Origin of the sequence: Streptomyces sp. NBC_00510, assembly GCA_036013505.1 — a bacterium.
Taxonomy (GTDB): Bacteria; Actinomycetota; Actinomycetes; order Streptomycetales; family Streptomycetaceae; genus Actinacidiphila.
Window position 1 is genome coordinate 1811225 of the sequence record CP107851.1, and the last position, 20463, is coordinate 1831687.

The 20463-nt window shown below is 74.6% G+C and carries 16 protein-coding genes; 7 read left to right on the top strand and 9 right to left on the bottom strand.

The annotated features are described in order from the left end of the window. Positions 1-128: 128 nt before the first annotated feature. Positions 129-1013 (top strand): peptidoglycan recognition protein, encoded by an 885-nt coding sequence (locus tag OG937_08105; protein ID WUD71657.1) that lies wholly within the window; start codon positions 129-131, stop codon positions 1011-1013. Between the two features lie 13 nt (positions 1014-1026). Here the strand turns inward: OG937_08105 and OG937_08110 are convergent, their stop codons facing one another. After that, positions 1027-2103 (bottom strand): serine/threonine-protein phosphatase, encoded by a 1077-nt coding sequence (locus tag OG937_08110; GenBank protein ID WUD71658.1) that lies wholly within the window; start codon positions 2101-2103, stop codon positions 1027-1029. Between the two features lie 38 nt (positions 2104-2141). Beyond that, positions 2142-3161, bottom strand: coding sequence for an isopenicillin N synthase family oxygenase (locus tag OG937_08115; GenBank protein ID WUD71659.1), 1020 nt, complete (start codon positions 3159-3161; stop codon positions 2142-2144). A gap of 349 nt (positions 3162-3510) precedes the next feature. Here OG937_08115 and OG937_08120 point away from each other — a divergent pair, with 349 nt between their 5' ends. After that, positions 3511-4884: a tannase/feruloyl esterase family alpha/beta hydrolase gene (locus OG937_08120; GenBank protein WUD71660.1), complete on the top strand. Its 1374-nt coding sequence runs from the start codon at positions 3511-3513 to the stop codon at positions 4882-4884. A 2-nt stretch (positions 4885-4886) separates the two neighbouring features. Here OG937_08120 and OG937_08125 read toward each other — a convergent pair whose 3' ends face one another. Then, the gene (locus OG937_08125; GenBank protein ID WUD71661.1) at positions 4887-5429 is read right to left on the bottom strand and encodes an MOSC domain-containing protein; all 543 of its coding nucleotides are present in this window, start codon (positions 5427-5429) and stop codon (positions 4887-4889) included. Between the two features lie 93 nt (positions 5430-5522). Here OG937_08125 and OG937_08130 point away from each other — a divergent pair, with 93 nt between their 5' ends. After that, the gene (locus OG937_08130; protein WUD71662.1) at positions 5523-6023 is read left to right on the top strand and encodes a VOC family protein; all 501 of its coding nucleotides are present in this window, start codon (positions 5523-5525) and stop codon (positions 6021-6023) included. Positions 6024-6047: 24 nt separating this feature from the next. Here OG937_08130 and OG937_08135 read toward each other — a convergent pair whose 3' ends face one another. From OG937_08135 to OG937_08155, 5 genes are all read right to left on the bottom strand, one after another. Beyond that, positions 6048-6230, bottom strand: coding sequence for a hypothetical protein (locus OG937_08135; GenBank protein ID WUD71663.1), 183 nt, complete (start codon positions 6228-6230; stop codon positions 6048-6050). 120 nt (positions 6231-6350) lie between these two features. Further along, entirely contained in the window at positions 6351-6521 is a 171-nt protein-coding gene (locus tag OG937_08140; protein WUD71664.1) for a hypothetical protein, read from the bottom strand. Between the two features lie 81 nt (positions 6522-6602). Then, positions 6603-6917: a hypothetical protein gene (locus tag OG937_08145; protein ID WUD71665.1), complete on the bottom strand. Its 315-nt coding sequence runs from the start codon at positions 6915-6917 to the stop codon at positions 6603-6605. A gap of 998 nt (positions 6918-7915) precedes the next feature. Next, a complete protein-coding gene (locus tag OG937_08150) occupies positions 7916-9175 on the bottom strand; it encodes an MFS transporter (protein ID WUD78670.1) in 1260 nt (419 codons plus the stop codon). 174 nt (positions 9176-9349) lie between these two features. Next, on the bottom strand, positions 9350-11338 hold the full coding sequence (locus OG937_08155) for a Xaa-Pro dipeptidyl-peptidase (GenBank protein WUD78671.1): 1989 nt from the start codon (positions 11336-11338) through the stop codon (positions 9350-9352). A 308-nt stretch (positions 11339-11646) separates the two neighbouring features. Between OG937_08155 and OG937_08160 the strand changes: the two genes are divergently transcribed. Genes OG937_08160 through OG937_08175 form a run of 4 tightly spaced genes read left to right on the top strand, consistent with a single transcriptional unit; the run spans position 11647 to position 17989 of the window. After that, positions 11647-13212: an alpha/beta hydrolase gene (locus OG937_08160; protein WUD71666.1), complete on the top strand. Its 1566-nt coding sequence runs from the start codon at positions 11647-11649 to the stop codon at positions 13210-13212. A gap of 48 nt (positions 13213-13260) precedes the next feature. Then, complete coding sequence (locus OG937_08165; protein ID WUD71667.1) at positions 13261-14778, top strand: alpha/beta hydrolase; 1518 nt, start codon at positions 13261-13263, stop codon at positions 14776-14778. Positions 14779-14793: 15 nt separating this feature from the next. Next, positions 14794-16374: an alpha/beta hydrolase gene (locus OG937_08170; protein WUD71668.1), complete on the top strand. Its 1581-nt coding sequence runs from the start codon at positions 14794-14796 to the stop codon at positions 16372-16374. A gap of 52 nt (positions 16375-16426) precedes the next feature. After that, positions 16427-17989, top strand: a complete 1563-nt coding sequence (locus OG937_08175; protein ID WUD71669.1) for an alpha/beta hydrolase — start codon at positions 16427-16429, stop codon at positions 17987-17989. Positions 17990-18056: 67 nt separating this feature from the next. Here the strand turns inward: OG937_08175 and OG937_08180 are convergent, their stop codons facing one another. After that, positions 18057-20441: an RNA-binding transcriptional accessory protein gene (locus OG937_08180; GenBank protein WUD71670.1), complete on the bottom strand. Its 2385-nt coding sequence runs from the start codon at positions 20439-20441 to the stop codon at positions 18057-18059. Between the last annotated feature and the right edge of the window lie 22 nt (positions 20442-20463).

Sequence of the window (20463 nt, forward strand, 5' to 3'; positions counted from 1 at the left end):
TACCCGCGCGGCGGGAGGTACCCGCGGCAGCGGGCCGGCCGAGGTGGGGAGGGCATCCGGGTGAGGTCTCCGGGCCGCCCGGCGTGTCCTCTCCACGCGATCCGGCCATATGAGCTGATGTTCATTTCATGGGTTCACACCGTGCGGCCAAGCACGCGCGCCGCCGCGCGGCCGGACGTCCGCGGCGTGCCGCACGTGTCTGGGCGACGGCCGCGGGGACGGCCGGTGTCGTCGCCGTGGCCGCCCTCGGGGTGCACAGCGCGATCATCCACACCGACCCGCCCTCGGTCCACGCCCGCCCCGCGCCGAGCCCGCAGCTCATGCCCTTCCCCGACCTGGCCGCCCGGGCCAGGCTGCAACGCGTCCCGCTCTACCCGGCCCACGAGCCCGTCATCGTCCCGCGCAAGAGCTGGGGGGCCGACGAGTCGCTGCGCACCGAGCCCCCGCACTACAGCACCACGGTCAAGGCGGTGTTCCTGCACCACACCGACAGCGGCAACGACTACAAGTGCGCGGACGTACCCCGGATCATCCGCGACATCTACTCCGGCCACATCCAGAGCCGCCACTGGGACGACGTCGCCTACAACTTCTTCGTCGACAAGTGCGGCACGATCTACGAGGGGCGCGCCGGCGGCTCCGACCGCCCCGTCACCGGGGCCCACTCGATCGGCTTCAACAAGGACACCATGGGCATCGCCGCGATCGGCACCTACGATGCCAAGGGCAGCGTGCCGCAGGCGATGACCGAGGCGATCGCCCGGATCGCCGCCTGGAAGCTCGGGCTGTCCGACGTCGATCCCCGGGGCGAGGTCACCCTGGTGTCCAGCAGCAGCAAGAGCCGCTTCAAGAAGGGCAAGCGGGCGGTCTTCCACGTCATCGCGGGCCACCGCGACGCCTACATGACCGACTGTCCCGGCAAGGAACTGTACGCCAAGCTCCCGGAGATCCGCACCGAGGCCGCCCGGCTGCAGGGCCGCCCCCCGCTGCGCGCCGCGAAGAGCAAGGGCTGACGGCCCGCCCGCGTCAGCGGGGCGCCAGCGCCAGCAGGGCGACGTCGTCGCCCACCGCGCCCGCGTACCGGTGCAGGTCCTCCCAGACCGCGTCGACGACCGCCTCCGGGGAGGGGTCGGCGCCCTCCGCCAGCCGGGCGGCGAGACGTTCGGCGAGCGGGTAGAAGGTGCCCGAGGCGTCGCGCGCCTCGGTGACGCCGTCGGTGTACGCGAGGATCACGTCCCCCGGCAGCAGGGTCACCACCGACGGCAGGGCCGGTGCCTGTCCTGGCGGTCCGGCCCCGAGCGGGGGACCGGGATCGCACTCCAGCTCCAGCACCTCGCGGCCGCGCAGCAGCAGCGCGGGCGGATGCCCTTGGCAGACCAGCCGTACCCATGACCCGTCGTCGGGGAACTCCAGCAGCAGGGCGGTGACGAACAACTCGCTGTTCCCGGCGGCGTCCAGGGAGAGCCGCCGTTCGAGACGCCCCGCCACACCGCGCAGCTCCCGCTGGTCGAGCACCGCCTCGCGGAAGGCGCCGAGCAGCCCCGCGACCGTGCCGACCGCGGCGAGGCCGTGCCCCTGGACGTCGGCGACCAGCGCCCGTACGCCGTAGGGCCCGGTCCGCACGTCGTACAGGTCGCCGCCCACCAGGGTGCCGCGCTGCGCGGCCCGGTACAGGGCGGCGCAGCGCACCTCCCCCACGGTGCGGGGCACCGGGGCGAGGACGGCGAGCTGCGCTGCCTCGGCCACCGACCGGGCGAGCACCAGGCGGCCCCGGAACCGCTGCTGCACCGCGGCGATGACCACGCTGAGGGCGCCGATGAGGACGACGGCGCCCAGTTCGGCGCCGGCGATCGTCCCCGAGCCCACCACGGGGAGCTCCATGACGACCACGACGGCCGCGGCCAGGACCGCGGTGCCCGCCACCCCGTAGGTGAGCGCGGCGAGCGGGGCCACCGCCGCGTAGTAGGCGCCGAGCTCGACGTCGCCCGGGGTGACCCCCTGGGCCAGGATCAGCACGCCGAGCAGGGCGCCCGGGAGCACGCGCAGCCAGCGTGGCGGTGCGCCGATCCGCAGTGTGCCGTCCTCGGCCGGAGCCGTGCCCATGCAGGCACGGTAACCGCGGGCGGCGCGGGCCGCGCGTCTCAGCCGGTGGGCACGGCCCCCGCCGCGACGAGCTCCGGATGGTGCTTGCGGGCGACCTCGGGGTGGGCGCGGAGCCAGCCCTTGAGCTCGTTGCGGCCGTACTCGGAGAAGAGCGGGTTGGCCGGGTCCTGGGTGGCGCCGGGCGCGTGGTGGGCGTGCTCGAACGGCAGCGGGGCCACGCGCGCGTCGAGGCGGGGGTTGTAGAAGAAGGGCACGGAGTAGCGCTCGCGGGCGCCGGCCGGGCTGACCACGCGATGGTTGGTGGCCTTGAGGTAGCCGTCGGTGGCGACCTCCAGCAGCTCGCCCAGGTTGACGACGAAGGCGCCGGGCAGCGGCGGCACGTCGTGGAAGCGGCCGTCGGAGCGTTCCACCTGCAGGCCGCCGACCTCGTCCTGGAGCAGCAGGGTGAGGAAGCCGTAGTCCTTGTGCGCGCCGACGCCCTGGTCGCCGCCGGTGGGGGCGGTGCCCGGGTAGCGGACGAGCTTCAGGTGCAGGTGCGGCTCGTCGGCGAAGGCCTCGTCGTAGAAGCCCTCGGGGGCGCCGATGGCGGCGAGCAGTTCGTGCAGCAGCCGGTGGGCGACGCGGCTGAGCCGGTCGATCCAGGCCAGGGAGAGTTCGCGGAGCTCGGGCAGGTCGGCGGGCCACTGGTTGGGACCCTCCAGCCACCAGTACGGGGGCTCACCGGCGGCCGGGACGTGCTGCGGGCGCTCGGCACCGATGTCGAGCTGGTCGCGCCAGTCCTGGCTGCCGCCGGTGCGCTCGTCGCCGGTGCGGGTGTAGCCGCGGAAGTGCGGGGAGTTCAGGTTGCCGATGGCGAGCCGGTCGGCCTCGGGCAAGGCGAAGAACGCGCGGATCGCCCGCATCAGGGCGGCGGTCTCCTCGGCGGTCACGCCGTGGCCGGTGAGCTGGAAGAAGCCGACCTCGTGGGCGGCGGAGTGCAGTTCGCGGTGGAGGCGGGCACGCGCCTGGGGGCCGCGGTCCGCGGCGGAGAGGTCGATCACGGGAAGCTGGAGCGTCATGGTGTGTTGTCCGCAGGGTGAGGACCCGGCACGCCGGCGATGACCGGGCGCTGCGCGACGGGCCGTGATGGGGCGGCGTCGCGGGGCCGAGTGGGAGGAAAAGGGCGGGGTGGGGTCAGCCGCTGCGGCGACAGGACATGCTCGTGACGCGGACGAAGTCCACATGACGGCGGCGCACGAGCAAGAGCATGGGCCAAGGGTACTGCGCAGCGTCGTCCCGGGCGGTGACGCATGTCACGCGGCCCCATGAGCCGGACGGTACGGGCGTGGGGCGACGCCATGGTCGCGCCGGGTGCGGGCGGCCACGATGTGGCGGCAGCCATCCCCGACGTGCAAATGGAGGCTCCCCATGCGCCCCTGGAGAGGCGTCCCCCTGCTCGCCGCCGCCGTGCTCGCGCTCGGCGCCGCCGCGGTCCCCGCCGGTGCGGAGGCAGCCGCGGGTACGGCAGGACACTGCGCCCGGCTGGACCGGGTCACCGTGCCCGGCGCCGAGCACCAGCAGAAGGCCTGCCTGCCCGACATGACGACCACCGCGCTGGCGGGCACCGCGTACACCGACACCGCCGACCAAGCGGGCCTGGCGGCGGCCGGCACCACCCGCCCGTCCGGCGTGCCGGGCGTGCAGGTCGACGGCTACTTTCCCGACACCTCGGGCTTCAACGCCACGCACGGCTGGCAGCACGACGCCCAGTTCGTGCTGCGGCTGCCGGACCGGTGGAACGGCGGCCTGATCGTCACCGGCGCGCCCGGCACCCGCAAGCAGTACTCGCTCGACGTCCTGATCTCCGACTGGGCGATCGCCCAGGGCTACGCCTTCGCCTCCACCGACAAGGGCAACAGCGGGCCGGACTTCTACACCGACGGCCGGCGCCCGGGTGACGCGATGGCCGAGTGGAATCGGCGCACGACCCAGCTCACGGTGGCCGCGAAGGCGGCGGTGGCCTCCCGCTACGGCCGCGCGCCGCACCGTACGTACATGACCGGCATCTCCAACGGGGGCTACCTCACCCGCTGGCAGCTGGAGCACCACCCGGCGCTCTACGACGGCGGCGTGGACTGGGAGGGCACGCTCTGGACGGCGGACGGCCCCAATCTGCTCACCTCGCTGCCGGTCACGGTGGCCCGCGCCCAGGGCCGCGCCACCGACGCCGACCTGCTGGCGGCCGGGTTCGCGCCGGGCTCGCAGTTCCTGTGGGCCTACCACCAGCAGGCGTACTGGAGCCTGACCCAGAAGGTGTACCGCGCCGAGTTCGACCCCTCCTACGACCCCGCCTGCCCGGGCCCGAGCGCGGGTGCGACCGTGCCGGAGATCCTGGCGCCCTGTGCCTCGGACGCCGACTACGACTACGCGGCGCGCCCGGCCGCCGTGCACCGGGCCGTCGGCCGGGTGTCGCTCACCGGGCGCATCGGCAAGCCGATGATCACCCTGCACGGCACCCTGGACACGCTGCTGCCGATCGCGACCGACTCGGACGTCTACGCGCGCATGATCGACTCCGCGGGCCGGGGCGCGCTGCACCGCTACTACACGATCGAGGGCGGCAACCACGTCGACGGGCTGTACGACACGTATCCGGACCGGCTGCGCCCGATCCTGCCCTGCTACCGGGCGGCGTTCGACTCGCTGACCTCATGGGTGGAGCAGGACCGGACACCGCCCGCGGACCGCATGGTTCCCCGGCCGGCGAGCGGGGACGTGGTCAACTCCTGCACGCTGTCCTGAGGTCAGACCCGCTCGAGCGGACGGTGCGGCCCTTCGGGGAGCTCGACGGCGATCGGGTCGCCGGGCCGCACCTCTCCGCCGTGCAGCACCACGCCCATGATCCCGCCCTTGCGGACGACGGCACCGTGCTCGTCCCGGCCGACGACCTGCTTGAGCAGGCCCTGCCGGAAGCCGTCGATCTGCAGGCAGGGGTTGCGCAGACCGGTCACCTCGACGACGGCCTCCGCGCCGAGCCGCAGCCGCGTCCCGACGGGCAGGCCGAGCAGGTCGACGCCACGCGTGGTGACGTTCTCGCCCAGCTCGCCCGGGGCGACCTCGAAGCCGGCCGTGAGCAGCTCGTCGTGGAGCTCGCCGTGGATGAGGTGGACCTGGCGCAGGTTGGGCTGCGTCGGGTCCTGGGCCACCCGCGACCGGTGCTGCACCGTCACCCCGAGGTGGGCGTCGCCCTCCACGCCGAGCCCGGTCAGCAGCCGGATCCTGTCGTGGGTGGGCTTGCTGAAGTGGTGTCCCTCGTCGCGGCTGACGGCGGTCACGGTCGCGGTCATGGTCACCCTGCTCCCCCTCGGTCGGTCGATCGCGCGATCATTCTAACGACCGGATTCATTGAACTTTCAATGATGACCGCGTAACCTGGGCTCATGCCTGTTCGCCGTCTGAACCACGCCGTGCTCTACATCCGTGACGTCACGCGGTCCGTCGAGTTCTACACCGCCGTCTTCGGCTTCGAGGTCGACGTGGAGATCCCCGGCCGCGCCGCCTTCCTCAGCGCCGAGGACACGCTCAACGACCACGACCTCGGGCTGTTCGCCATCGGCCCGGACGCTCCCGGCCCCGAACAGGGCCGCGTCGGGCTGTACCACCTGGCCTGGGAGGTCGGCACGCTCGGCGAGCTGGCCGACACCGCCCGGCTGCTCACCGAGCGGGGCGCCCTCGTCGGCTCCAGCGACCACCTCGTGTCGAAGTCGCTGTACGCCAAGGACCCCGACGGGAACGAGTTCGAGGTCATGTGGCGCGTCCCCCGTGAGGACTGGCCCACGCAGCAGGAACTCAGCGGCCCGCGCCCGCTCGACCTGCAAGCGGCGCTGGACCGCTGGGGCCCCGACCTCAGGACCGGCGCCGCCGCGGGCTCCGTCACCTGAGCGGCGACCACGCCCCGCGCCCCGTCACCTGCCGATCTGGCGCCTGCCGCCCCGGCGCAGCCTGCGCCGCTGGGAAGGGTCCAGGGTGAGGTAGGCGGCCACGGGGACGCCCACGATGACCAGCAGGGCCAGCCACGTCGGCAGGACCCACAGCAGGATCAGGCCGACAGCCACGCCGCCAACGGCGACCTTCGCGCGATTGGACATCTTCCCGCCTCCGTCTGCGGCACGTGCCGCACTCACTGGGGTAAACGCGGCATCACGCGCCGCGGTTCCCCCGTACGGCGCGCCCTGCCCGGTGCCGGGCAGGGCGCGACCGCCGGGGCGTCACTCGTGGTGGCGTTCGGTCAGTTCCCTCGGTTCCTGCGGGGGCGCTTCCGGCGCCGTCGTCCGCTCGGGGGCCGTCTCCGGCCGGTCGGCGGCGACCGGCCGCTCGCGGTCGCGGACCGCCTCGGCGCGCACGATCGCGCCCAGGGCTGCGTAGATGTCCACGGGCATGGTGGGGTTCCTCCTGCGGTTGTCGTCCTGCTGACGGGCAAGGCTGCGGGCCGCCGCGCGGGCGGCGACGGCCTGGCGCCGTCAGCAGCGCAGGACGAGGTGCAGGTGGTCGGGTCTGCCCGCGGGGGCGACGTGCCGGGCGGGACCGCGGAGCGCGGCGCCCACGGGATCCGGGGGGCAGGTGTCGTGGACGATGTCGGCGGCATGCCCCTGGACGGTTCCGGCACGCTGCTGGGGGCCCGCCTGCGGGACGGTACGCCGCCCGACGCTCGCCGGGGGGTGGTGCATCTGCTTGCCGGGTTCGTCCGTGGCGGCGGCGACGGCGACGGCCGCCGTCCGCTCCAGCGGCTGCAGTGCCGCGGCCCCCGGCGCGCACAACGCGTGGAGCAGGCACACCAGTGCCGCGAAAAGCCCGACCGCGGCCCCTGCGGGCCCCGCGGGGACCCGACGGGGACGTCCCGCTGCGGGCCCTGCGGGGGGCCGACGGGGACGTCCCGCTGCGGCATGCGGCATGCGCTGCTCCTCCGGGTGCGTACCCCCCACTCTTAACCGGGCGGGCACCCGGACCCTGTGGCTCACTAGGCTGATCGACGCACGCGTTCACCCGGTGAGCGCAATCCGCGCTCCGCGCGGCCCCGGTTGTCGTGTCGTTGTTGTGTGCGGGTTGTTTGCGCCTGCGGCGGGCATCCCCCGCCCGATTGCCCGGCGCGGTCAGTGCGGGCCTCGCACCGTGTGCCTGGGTCGGGGCCGCGCCGGCACACTCCCCCAGCCTTCGGCCGGGGGGACCCCCATGGGCGCACCCCGCCACACCCCCTCCCGTCGTCGGAGCACATGACGGCCGGTGGGGGGTTAGTAGGCACTTGCGGCAACCCCGGACCGCTCTCTGAACCCCGTCCGGCCGTCAGCCGCCCATACGACCGAAGGGGGTGTGGCGGGGTGCCCCCATGGGGGTCCCCCCGGCCGAAGGCTGGGGGAGACGAGCGGAGGTCGCGGTACCGAATGACGTGGGGCAGCGCCGCGAGCGCCGAGGTGGGGGTCCCCCCGGCCGAAGGCTGGGGGCGTACCCCGGCGCGGCACCGACCCCGCAACGACCGCGCGAGGCGGTCACTGACCGCGCCGGGCAATCGGGAGGGAGGGCGGGGGATGCCCGCCGCAGGCGCAAACAACCCGCACACAAACACCAGGGCAGCCCGGCGCAGCCACCCGCACGGGGCGACACGTCGCACCCCGGACGACTTCGCGGCGTACCAAACCGGTACGATCAGGCCCGGCGCGCCGCCCGGAACCTCGCGGACGTGCCCCCGCCCCCCGTGTGCCCGACCGGGACGGGGCGGCGGCCGGGTCGCCGCCGGAATCCGCCACAGCGGGCCCGGGGCGCTCGGCACCCCAATGGCTCAGGCACCCCGGTAGCGGGTGAACGCGGGGAACGCCGCCGCCAGGCCGAGCATCACGACCACGACGAGCACACCGCCCGCGGTGACCGCGGTACGCGTCCCGAACGCGGAGCCGCCCGTGCCGTGCAGGAGGTCGGCCACCCGGGGACCGCCCGCCACGACGACCGTGAACACGCCCTGCATGCGGCCGCGCATGTCGTCCGTCGCGACCGACTGCAGGATCGCGCTGCGGAACACCATCGAGACCATGTCGGCGAATCCGGCCAGCGCCAGGAAGGCCGCCGCCCACCACAGGCTGCCGCTCAGTCCGAGTCCGGCGATCGCGGCGCCCCAGCCGCAGACGGCGATGACGACCATCAGACCGTGCCGCTTCGAGCGGGAGAAGGTGCCCGAGAACAGCCCGCCGGCGACGGCGCCGATGGGGATGGCGGCGAACAGCAGGCCGAGCGCGAAGCCCTCGCCCCAAGGGGCGTAGGTGGTGTCGGCGAGCTGGGGGAACAGGGCGCGCGGCATGCCGAAGACCATGGCGACGATGTCGGCGAGGAAGGACATCAGCAGGATGCGCTGGGCGGTGATGTAGCGGAAGCCGGCGCCGACCTCGCGCCAGCCGCCGCGCCGGGCGACGGGGGCCCCGTTGGCCTCCAGCGGCGGCAGCGCGGGCAGTCGCCACACCGCCCACACGGTCGCGGTGAGGGCGATCGCGTCGATCAGGTAGAGGTCGGGCAGGCCGATGACGGGGATGAGCACACCCGCGAGCAGCGGGCCGACGACCAGCCCGGTCTGCATGACCGTGGAGCCGAGCGCCATGGCCGCGGGCAGTTCCGCCGGCGGGACCAGGCGGGCGATGGCGGCGCTGCGGGCGGGGGCGTTCATGCCGGCCGCCGCCTGCTGCGCGGCGAGCAGCACCATCAGCAGCCAGACGGAGTGGGCGCCCGCGAAGGCCTGCACCCAGAACAGCAGGGAGGTGACGGCGATGCCGATGTTGGTGTACAGCATCAGCTTGCGGCGGTCCACGCTGTCGGCGACGGCCCCGCCCCACAGCGCGAAGACCACCAGCGGGACCAGCCCGGCGATGCTCGCGTAGCCGACCCACGCGGACGAGCCGGTGATGTCGTAGATCTGCTTGGGCACGGCGACCGCGGTGAGCTGGCTGCCCACGGCGGTCACGGTGGTGGAGCTCCACAGGCGGCGGTAGGCGGGGTGGCGCAGGGGGCGGGTGTCCATGAGCCAGCGGCGCCAGCGGGTGCGGCTGCCGGGTATGCCGGACTCGGGCTCCGCGCCGCGGTCCGCGGTGGGATCGTCCGCCGGGGCGGCGTCGGCGGTCTTCTTGGTGCTGTCCACGGGTGCTGTTGCTTCCTCGTACAACTATCGCTGACCCGCTGACACTACCCGCCCGCCCTCGTCATGCGTGAGGGCGGACGGGCAGGGCCGGGGTCAGCGCCCCGCGGGGACCGTGCGGGCGGTGCGGGGCGGGGCGGCCGGGACGTCCGCGGCGCGCTGCGCGACGGAGGCGTGCGGGGTCGTGGCGGCGAGGCCGCGCGCTCCGCCGACGAGCGGCAGCAGGGCACGCGAACGGGCCAGGTCGAGGGTGACGGTGGGGGTGGTGTCGGGGGGCTCGACCAGTCCCGCGTCGGTGCCGGCGACGATCAGCGCGAGCCGGTGCCCGGCGGGCACGACGTGGTCGGTGGCGCCCAGGGTGACGGTGGCCGTGTAGGGCCGGCCCGGGACGAGCGGACGCCCGTGCCACGCGGACGCGGTGTGCCCGAGGTCGGCCCAGCCGCGGCTCACCACGGTGTGGGCGACGTCGGCGGTGTCGGCCGCGGTGTCGCGGAAGCAGGCGCTGTCGCCCGCCGTGCTCTCGCCCCAGCACGAGCGCGTGGCCAGGTCGGCGATGCCCTCCTTGGCGCCCAGGAAGTCCCGGACGGTGTCCGGCCCGAGGTCGACCAGGACCGCGGAGAGGTGGGCGCTGGTGGTCGAGGAGGACGCGGTGAGGGTGACCGTGCCGCTGCCGGACAGCCGCAGGTCGCGGGTGAGGGTGCCGGTGGTGAAGACGGCCCTGGAGGCGCTCGGGGTGTCCGCGCCGGCGGCCCAGTCCTCCTCCCACTCCTGGGGCGCGTCGGTGAAGGCCGCCGTGCTGCCGGGCGCGGCCGGGCCGAGCCCCAGGGTGCCCAGGCCCGAGGTGGTGCCGGGCCGCAGGCTCAGCCGGGCCGGTCCGGTGCCGGCGGGGGGCCAGGAGCGGTCGGTCGTCCAGTGGTCGGGGGAGCGTTCGACGTCGGCTCCGGGCTCTCGCTCCACGCCGTTGCGGACGCCCAGCAGGTAGTGGTCGAACCAGCGGTGCAGGGTGGACACCCATGCCTCGCGCCGGAAGTCGAAGGGGTCGACGTGGCCGGTCTGCGACAGCCACACCTTGCGCTCCACGCCGTGCGCGGCCAGCGCGCTCCACCACTGGCCGAAGTGCTTGGTGCGGACGTTGAGGTCCTGCATGCCGTGGACGGCGAAGACGCTGGCGCGGACCTTGCCGGCGTCCTTGGTGTAGTCGCGTTCGCTCCAGAACGCGGTCAGGTCCCCGCTGCGCGGCGCCCCGTCCACGATGCGCTGCTGCACCGCGGCGCAGCGGGCGCGGGCGGCCGGGCTCTCGACGTAGTCCGACAGCCAGTCGGGGCCGGAGTCGTAGAGGGCGGCGCCCTGCTGGAAGTAGTAGTCGTACCAGGAGCTGATGGCGCTGATCGGCACGATCGTGCGCAGTCCGCGCACCCCGGTCGCGGCGACGCCGTTGGCGATCGTCCCGTCCCAGCTCTTGCCGATCATGCCGACGTCGCCCGTGGACCAGCGGACGCTCGCGGGCCGGGACCCGGTACGGGAGGTGTAGCCCTTGGCCCGGCCGTTCAGCCAGTCAATCACCGCCTTGGCCGAGCCGATGTCGGAGGGGCCGCCGACGTCCACGCAGCCGTCGGAGCGGTTGGTGCCGGCCAGGTCGACCAGGACGACGGCGTAGCCGCGCGGGACGAAGTAGTTGTCGTAGTACAACGGGGCCTGGACCATGCGGCCCTGGTCGTCGTAGGTCTTCAACTGGCTCTCGTTGCCGCGTCCGCAGCACGAGTAGTAGGGACTCGCGTCCATGATCACCGGCACCTTGCGGCCGGCGGCCGCGGGCTCGCGGGGCCGCACGATGTCTGCGGCGACCCGGTCGGTGCGGCCGTCGCCGTCGTCGTCGCGGCCCGTCTCGACCCAGACCGCCTCGCGGATCGCGTCGGCGTACGAGTAGTCCGGCCGACTCAGTCCGTGCCGGACGGTCCCGCCGGCGGAGGCGCTCTGCGCGGTGGTCACGGGGAGGAGGACGGCGGCGAGGGCGGCGATCACGGTCGCCACCAGGGAGGTCGTCCGTATGCGGATGCGGTCGGTACGGGGGCGGGTGGTGCGCATGGGTGAGGGCACGCGCGGACGCTAGCCGCGGCCCGGCCCGGGGGGCCAGAGCGATACCGGTCAACTTGTGGGGGCGTACGGGTACTTGTGGCGCGCGCCGGCACAGGGGTGGCACGGCGGGTTCACGCGTTCGGCCCAGCTCGGCGATCCCCTGTGCACGATCTGTGATGACCTGGTTACGCAGCGAAGGGTGGGGGGACGGCGTGGCCGCTCCCTGCCGGGACGCGGCGCCCGGGCCCGCCCCCGCGGCCGCTCACCGATGCCGACCAGCCCCGCGCCTCGCAACGGGCGGAAACGAAGGCGTGGCGATGAAAGCTGTCCCGGCCACCGGCCGAATACCCGGGCGCGGACTGCTCTGCGCACTCGCCGTACTGGTCGCCTTCGGGCTGCTGCTCGCCACCTGCACCGCCGCGACGCACACGCGCAGGACCGCCGCGCCCACTCCCGCCGGGGCGGCCTCCCCGAGCGCGGCGGACGACACGATCCGCGTGGACCTGCGGCGTTACTACACGCAGGAGTTGCGCTGGCTGCCCTGCCGGGACCGGTCGTTCCAGTGCACGAGGCTCAAGGTGCCGCGGGACTACGCGCACCCGGGGGCGGGTGACCTCTCCCTGGCCGCGATCCGCAGGCAGGCCCGCGGTCACGGCGCCGCCCGCATCGGCGCGCTCCAGATCAACCCCGGCGGCCCCGGTCTTTCCGCCGTCGACGATCTGCGGGCCTACGCCGACAGGTACTCCCCCGCCCTGCGCGCCGCGTACGACCTGGTCGCGGTCGACCCGCGCGGCGTCGGCCACAGCTCGCCGGTGGACTGCGGCTCCGCCACGCCCCCGGGCGCCGGGACACGGGGGGCGCTCCCTTCGGACGAGGCCACGGTCATCAACACGTGGGCCGCCTACCACGCGGAGGTCGCCGCGGACTGCGCGCGGCACGCCGGGCGGCTGCTGCCGCACGTGGGCACCCTCGACGCGGCCCGGGACATGGACGTCGTACGCGCCGTGCTGGGCGAGGACCGCATGCACTTCCTCGGCTTCTCGTACGGCACCTACCTGGGCGCCACGTACGCCGAGCTCTTCCCCTCCCGCGTCGGCCGGGTCGTCCTGGACGGCGCGGTCGACCCGGCCATGGACGGCTACCACGCCTACCTCAACCAGGCCCGCGGGTACCAGATCGCCTGGGAGTCCTTCGCCGCCGACTGCGCCCGCCGCAGGCACTGCCCGGTCGGCCACTCCGTCAAGGAGGCGGGCCGCACGCTGGACTCCCTCGTGGCCGCCCTCGACCGCGCCCCGGTGCGGCAGGGCAAGGAGGGCCGCCTCGACGGCGAGACCCTGCTCGGCACGGTCGTCACCGCATTGCGCGCGCCCGACTGGGAGACGCTGCGCGCGGTGCTGGACGGGGTGACCTCGGGTGACACCACCGTGCTGCGGGAGCTCGTGGGCTCCGAGGACGACACCGCGCCCGGTGACGAGTCCATGACGGCGGTCAACTGCCTGAGCTCCGCGCTCGAATCGCGGTCGACCCCCGCCCAGACGCTCGCGGCGCTGCCCGAATTCCTGCGGGCCTCGCCCCAGTTCGGGGCGTTCTACAACGAGGACCTGTCGACGTGCGCCCACTGGCCGACGCGGCCCACGCAGACCCCGCGGCGCGTCAGCGCCCGGGGCGCCGGGCCGATCCTCGTGATCGGCACCACCCGCGACCCCGCCACCCCCTACGACCAGGCCCGGGCACTGGCCTCCCAGCTCTCCTCCGGGCGGCTCCTGACCTGGGACGGCGACGGACACACCGCCTACCAGCGCGGCAGCCGCTGCGTCGACACGGCCGTCGACGACTACCTGTTGCGCGGTCTGCTCCCGCCCACCGGCGCGATCTGCCGCTGACGCGACCACCCGCCCCGCGCTCCGCGCGGCGCACAGAAAGGCGTGGCCATGAACGCACCCCGACGCAGGCTCCACGGCTTCATCGCCGTGCTCGGCAGCTGCGGGCTGCTGCTCACCGCGTGCGCGGCGGGCGACGTCCGGCAGACGCCCGCCTGGGCACCCGCCGGGGGCGCCGCCACCGCCGCACCGGCGGACCTGGCCCGCTACTACGGGCAGGAACCGGGCTGGAAGGCCTGCGCCGCGGTGCCGTCGTTCCAGTGCGCCACCATCACGGTGCCACTGGACTACGACCACCCCGAGGGAGGCGACATCACCCTGGCCGCGATACGCCAGAGGGCCACCGGGAACGGCGCCGCACGCGTCGGCTCGCTGCAGATGAACCCCGGCGGACCGGGCTCGTCCGCGATCGCCTACCTGCTCGGCAACGTGGACTCCTTCTCCCCCGCGGTGCGCGCCGCGTACGACCTGGTGGCGGTCGACCCGCGAGGTGTCGGGGCCAGCACCCTGGTGGACTGCGCCACGGACACCCCCGTGGCCGCCCCGGACCCCGGCGCGCGCAGGGCGGACATCGACGCCTCGGCCGCGGGCTACGCGGAGGTCGCGGCCGAATGCGGCCGGCACGCGGGGCGGTTGCTGCCGCACGTGGGCACCGTGGACGCCGCCCGCGACATGGACGTCGTACGCGCCGTGCTGGGCGACCAGCGGCTCCACTACCTGGGCTTCTCGTACGGCTCCTACCTGGGCGCCACCTACGCCGAGCTCTTCCCCTCCCACGTGGGCCGCATGGTCCTCGACGGCGCCGTCGACCCCGCCCTGGACGGCTACGACTTCACCATCGGCCAGGCCCGGGGGTACGAGGTCGCCTGGAAGTCCTTCGCCGCGGAGTGCGCCACCCGGCCCGACTGTCCCGTGGGCCGCTCGGTCCAGGAGGCCGGCCGCATCCTCGACACCCTGGTGGCCACGCTGGACCGCACCCCCCTCCGGCAGGGCAAGGACATCACCGTCACGGGGGACTCCCTCCTCGGCGCGGTCGTCCTCGGGCTGCGGGCCCCGGCCTGGGAGGCGCTGCGCGCAGCGCTGGAGGGAGTGCGGGCCGGCGACACCACGGCCATACAGGCGCTCCTCGGCGTGGACGAGGAAACCGATCCGGGCGACCAGTCGTACTACGCGGTGTCGTGCCTGAGCTCCACGCTGGGCACGTGGTCGACCGTCGCGCAGGCGCAGGCGGCGCTGCCCGAATTCCGCCGCGACGCACCGCAGTTCGGCGAGTACTACGCCGGGACCCTGCCGATGTGCACCCAGTGGCCCGTCCGCCCGAACCAGCCGGCGCACCGGATCACCGCGGCCGGCGCCGCACCGATCCTGGTCGTGGGTACCCTCCGCGACCCGGCCACCCCGTACCCGTGGGCACAGGCGCTCGCCCGGCAGCTCTCCTCCGGACGGCTCCTCACCTGGGACGGCGACGGGCACACCGCCTACCACCAGGGCAGCACCTGCGTCGAGGGCGCCGTCGACAGCTATCTGACGCAGGGTCAGCTTCCGCCCGCCGGCACCGTCTGCGTCTGACGGGCGGTGGCCGCCGTGCAGGCCACGCGTCCCCTGTCCGGCCGGGGCAGGCGCATCGCGGGCGGGCTGCTGAGCGCCTGCCTGGTGCTGACCGCCTGTTCGCCCCAGCGCCCGCACCGGACGGCGGGCGCGAAGCGGTCCGCGTCCGCGGCCGCCCCGGCCACTCCGGCCGCCTCGGCCGCCTCGGCCGCATCGGCGGCGGCGTCGGCGGCCTCGGCAGCGACCTCGGCCGCACCGCCGGACGTGTCCCGCTACTACCGGCAGAGGCTCGACTGGCGGCCCTGCCGGGAAGGGGCGTCGTTCCAGTGCACCACGGTGACGGTGCCCCTGGACTACGCCCACCCGCAGGCGGGCGACATCCGGCTGGCGGTCGTCCGCCACAGGGCCACCGGTCCGCGCGCGGCCCGCATCGGCTCGCTGCTGCTCAACCCCGGCGGGCCCGGCGTGTCGGCGGTCGACGATGTGCTGTCCTTCGCCGACGGCTTCTCCCCCGCGATGCGCGCCGCGTACGACCTGGTCGGCGTCGACCCCCGGGGCGTGGGCCGCAGCGCTCCGGTCGACTGCGGGACGGGCGCGCCGGTCCCCGGGGCCGCGGCCGGGGACCCCGAGCCGGGCCTCGCTCTGGTCGCCGACGCGTGCGCACGTCGCGCGGGCCGGCTCCTGCCCCATGTCGGCACCCCCGACGCCGCACGGGACATGGACGTCGTACGGGCCCTGCTCGGCGACGACCGGCTGGGCTTCCTCGGCTACTCCTACGGCAGTTACCTGGGGGCCACCTATGCGGAGCTCTTCCCCTCCCGCGTCGGCCGCATGGTCCTCGACGGCGCCATCGACCCGGACATGGGCGCCTACCGCGCCACCCTCGGCATGGCACGCGGCTACCAGGTGGCCTGGGAGGCCTTCGCCGCCGACTGCGTCACCCGCCCCGGTTGCCCGGTCGGCCACTCGGTCCAGGAGGCGGGCCGCATCCTGGACGACCTGGTGACGGAACTCGACGAGGCCTCCGGAAGTGGGGACGGCCACGGCGTCTCCCCCACCGGCGACGATCTGCTCACCGCGGTCACCTCGGCCCTCGCGGCTCCGGCCTGGGGCGCACTGCGCAACCTGCTGCGCGAGGTGGCGGCGGGCGACCCCGCCACCTGGCGACCGCTGCCCGGCACGGAGGACGACGGAGGGCCGGATGAGCAGTCCCTCGCCGCGATCAACTGCCTGAGCTCCGCGCTGGGACCGCGGTCGACCGCCGCGCAGACGCTCGCGGCCGTGCCCGAGTTCCGCCGCGCGGCCCCCCAGTTCGGCGCCTACTACGCCGGGTTCCTCCCCATGTGCGCCCACTGGCCGACGCGGCCCACGCAGGTCCCGCACCGGATCAGCGCCCGCGGCGCCCCGCCGATCCTCGTCGTCGGCACCACCCGCGACCCCGCCACCCCCTACGACCAGGCCCGGGCACTGGCCGCCCAGCTCTCCTCCGGGCGGCTCCTGACCTGGGACGGCGACGGACACACCGCCTACCAGCGCGGCAGCGCCTGCGTCGACGCGGCCGTCGACGACTACTTCCTGCACGGCCGGCTCCCACCCGACGGCACCGTCTGCGGCTGACGCGCGCCAACACCAGGGCACCAGGGCACCAGGGCACCAGAAAGGCTGAGCGATGGACGCTGTCCGGCACACGGGCCACGTACGCGGGAAGGGACGACGCCGCGCCGTCGCGGTGCTGGGCGCGTGCGCCCTCCTGGCGACCGCGTGCTCCTCCCTCCGCGGCGGGGCGTCACCCGCGACCCGCCTGGCGCCGGCCGGCTCCGTGCACACCGAGGCCGTGCCGCCGCGACTGGCCCGCTACTACGCGCAGCGGCTCGCCTGGAGACCGTGCGAGGACGAGCCGTCCTTCCAGTGCACGACGTTCAAGGCGCCGCTGGACTACGAACACCCCGAAGCGGGCGACATCACCCTGGCCGCCACCCGCCTGACGTCCACGGGGAGCGGGGCGCACCTCATCGGCTCGCTGCTGTACAACCCCGGCGGGCCCGGTGACTCCGCCATCGGCGGCTTGCAGGCCTTCGCCGAAGAGTTCCCGCCCTCGGTACGCGCCGCCTACGACCTGGTCGCCGTCGACCCGCGTGGCGTCGGCGCCAGCACCCCGTTGGACTGCGGCACCGAGGCTCGGGCGACCCTCACCGGGGCCCATCCGCTCACCGACGGGAAGCCGGACTTCGAAGCCCTGGACGAGGCCCGCGAGGAGACCGCCGACGCGTGCCGGCGGCACGCCGGGTGGCTGCTGCCGCACATCGGCACTCCGGACGTGGCCCGCGACATGGACCTGATGCGGGCCCTCGTCGGGGACGAGCGCCTGCACTACTTCGGCTTCTCCTACGGCACCTACCTGGGCACCCTCTACGCCGGTCTCTTCCCCTCCCGGGTCGGCCGCATGGTCCTCGACGGCGCCGTGGACCCCACGATCGACGGCTACCACCGCTTCCTGGACCCCGCACACGGCTACCAGGTGGCCTGGGAGGCCTTCGCCGCCGACTGCGCGCGCCGCCCCGACTGCCCGGTCGGCCACTCCGTCGAGGAGGCGGGCCGCATCCTGGACGCCCTGGTCGCCCGCCTCGACCGGAGCCCGCGGCAGGAGGGCAAGGACGTCACCGTCACGGGGGACGACCTGCTCGTCACCGTCGTGTCGGGGCTCAAGCAGCCCGCGTGGGAGGAACTGCGCCTGGCCCTGGGCGAGGTGGTGTCCGCCGCCGGCGGCACCGCCGCGCTCCAAAGGCTCTCCGCCCCGGAGGAGGAGGCCGTCGCCGATGTGGGGTTCACGGCCGTCAGCTGTCTGAGTGCGGCGCTCGGGCCCGTGTTCACCCCCGCGCAGGCCGAGGCGCTGCTCCCCGCCTTCCTCCGTGCCTCGCCGCAGTTCGGGGCGTACTACACCGGGCTGCTCAGCACCTGCGCCCACTGGCCCGTCGGCCCGTCCCGGCCCGCGCGCGCCGTCACGGTCCCTGCCACGGCGCCGATCCTGGTCGTCGGCACCCTGCGCGACCCGGCCACTCCGTACGCCTGGGCGCGGGCACTCACCCGGCAGCTCCCTTCGGCCCGGCTGCTGACCTGGGACGGCGACGGGCACACCGCCTACCTGCAGCCCGGAAGCGCGTGCGTCGACGCCGCGGTCGACCGCTACCTGCTGAGCGGCGTGCTCCCGCCCGAGGGAACGGTCTGCCGCTGAGAACACCCCGAGGCGCGCTCCCCCGGTCCGCCGGGGAGAGCGCGCCTCGGGGCCTCAGGCGGTGGGATCAGCCGCGGCGGCCGTTGTTGCCTCCGCCGAGGCCCTTGTCGAGCCCGGCGCGGCGCAGGGCGTCGGCCATGGCGCCGCCGGGGGCCGGAGGGTCGCGGTCGCCGCCGCGGGACTGGCGGGGCGGGTTGCCGCCGCGGCGGTCGGGCCGGTCGGGGCGGGCGCCGCGCTCGGGACGTCCACCGGCGGCGTTGCCCTTGGGCGCGCTCGCCTCGTCCTCCAGACGGAGGGTGAGGGAGATGCGCTTGCGCGGGATGTCGACGTCGAGCACCTTGACGCGGACGATGTCGCCGGGCTTGGCCACCTCGCGCGGGTCGCTCACGAAGTTCCTGGACATCGCCGAGACGTGCACGAGCCCGTCCTGGTGGACGCCGATGTCCACGAAGGCGCCGAAGGCCGCGACATTGGTGACGACACCCTCCAGGACCATGCCGGGCCTGAGGTCCTTGAGTTCCTCGACACCCTCCTTGAAGGCGGCGGTCTTGAAGGCGGGCCGCGGGTCGCGTCCGGGCTTCTCCAGTTCGGAGAGGATGTCGGTGACCGTCGGCAGACCGAAGGTGTCGTCGACGAACTCCCGCGGCGTCAGCCCGCGCAGCACCGTGGTGTTGCCGATGAGCGCCCTGATGTCGGTGCCCGCCGCCGTGCTCATGCGCCGTACGACGGGGTAGGACTCGGGGTGCACGCTGGAGGCGTCCAGCGGGTCGTCGCCGTCGGGGATCCGCAGGAATCCGGCGCACTGCTCGTACGCCTTGGGGCCGAGCCGGGCCACGTCCTTCAGGGCGGTGCGCCGGCGGAACGGGCCGTTGGCGTCGCGGTGGGCGACGATGTTGGCGGCCAGGCCCTCGGTGATGCCGGAGACGCGGCGCAACAGCGGCACGGAGGCGGTGTTGACGTCGACGCCGACGCCGTTCACGCAGTCCTCGACGACCGCGTCGAGGGAGCGCGAGAGTTTCACCTCGGACAGGTCGTGCTGGTACTGGCCGACGCCGATCGACTTGGGGTCGATCTTGACGAGTTCGGCGAGCGGGTCCTGGAGACGGCGGGCGATGGAGACGGCGCCGCGCAGCGACACGTCGAGCTCGGGGAGCTCGGCGGAGGCGTAGGCGGAGGCGGAGTAGACCGAGGCGCCCGCCTCGGACACCACGGCCTTGGTCAGCTTCAGTTCCGGGTGCCGCTTGATGAGGTCCGCGGCGAGCTTGTCGGTCTCGCGGGAGGCGGTTCCGTTGCCGATGGCGACCAGGTCGACCTTGTGGGCGGCGGCGAGCCGGGCGAGCGACGCGATGGAGGCGTCCCACTGGTTGCGCGGCACGTGCGGGTAGATCGTGTCGGTGGCGACGACCTTGCCCGTGGCGTCGACCACGGCCACCTTGACGCCGGTGCGGAAGCCCGGGTCCAGGCCCATGGTGGCGCGCGTGCCGGCGGGGGCGGCGAGCAGCAGGTCGCGCAGGTTGGCGGCGAAGACCCGGACCGCCTCGTCCTCGGCGTCCTGGCGCAGCTGGACGCGCAGGTCGAGGCCGAGCCGGACGAGGAAGCGGGTGCGCCAGGCCCAGCGGACGCTGTCGGCGAGCCACTTGTCGGCGGGGCGGCCGCGGTCGGCGACGCCGAAGTGGTGGGCGATCGTGCGCTCGAAGCTGGAGGGGCCCTCCGCGACCGGCTCCTCGGGCTCCATGGTGAGGTCGAGGACCTCCTCCTTCTCACCGCGCAGCATGGCGAGCACACGGTGCGAGGGGAGCTTGGTGTACGGCTCGGCGAAGTCGAAGTAGTCCGCGAACTTCGCGCCCGCCTCCTCCTTGCCCTCGCGCACCTTGGCGACCAGCCGGCCCCGCTCCCACATCCGGGTGCGCAGTCCCCCGACGAGGTCGGCGTCCTCGGACCACCGCTCGGTGAGGATCGCGCGGGCGCCCTCCAGCGCCGCCGCGGCGTCGGCGACGCCCTTGTCGGCGTCGACGAACCCGGCGGCCTCGGCCTGCGGTTCCAGGGACGGGTCGCCGAGGAGGCGGTCGGCGAGCGGCTCCAGGCCGGCCTCGCGGGCGATCTGCGCCTTGGTGCGCCGCTTGGGCTTGTAGGGCAGGTAGATGTCCTCGAGGCGGGCCTTGGAGTCCGCGGCGAGGATCTGCGCCTTCAGGGCGTCGTCGAGCTTGCCCTGGGAGTCGATGGACTCCAGGATGGCGGCCCGCCGCTCGTCCAGTTCGCGCAGGTAGCGCAGGCGCTCCTCCAGCGTCCGCAGCTGGGCGTCGTCGAGGCCGTCCGTCGCCTCCTTGCGGTACCGGGCCACGAACGGCACAGTCGCGCCGCCGTCGAGCAGCTCGACCGCCGATGTGACCTGACCTTCCCGTACGCCGAGTTCCTCGGCGATCCTGCGCTCGACCGAGACCGTTGTCGTCACGATGTGCGACCTGCTTTCTGGC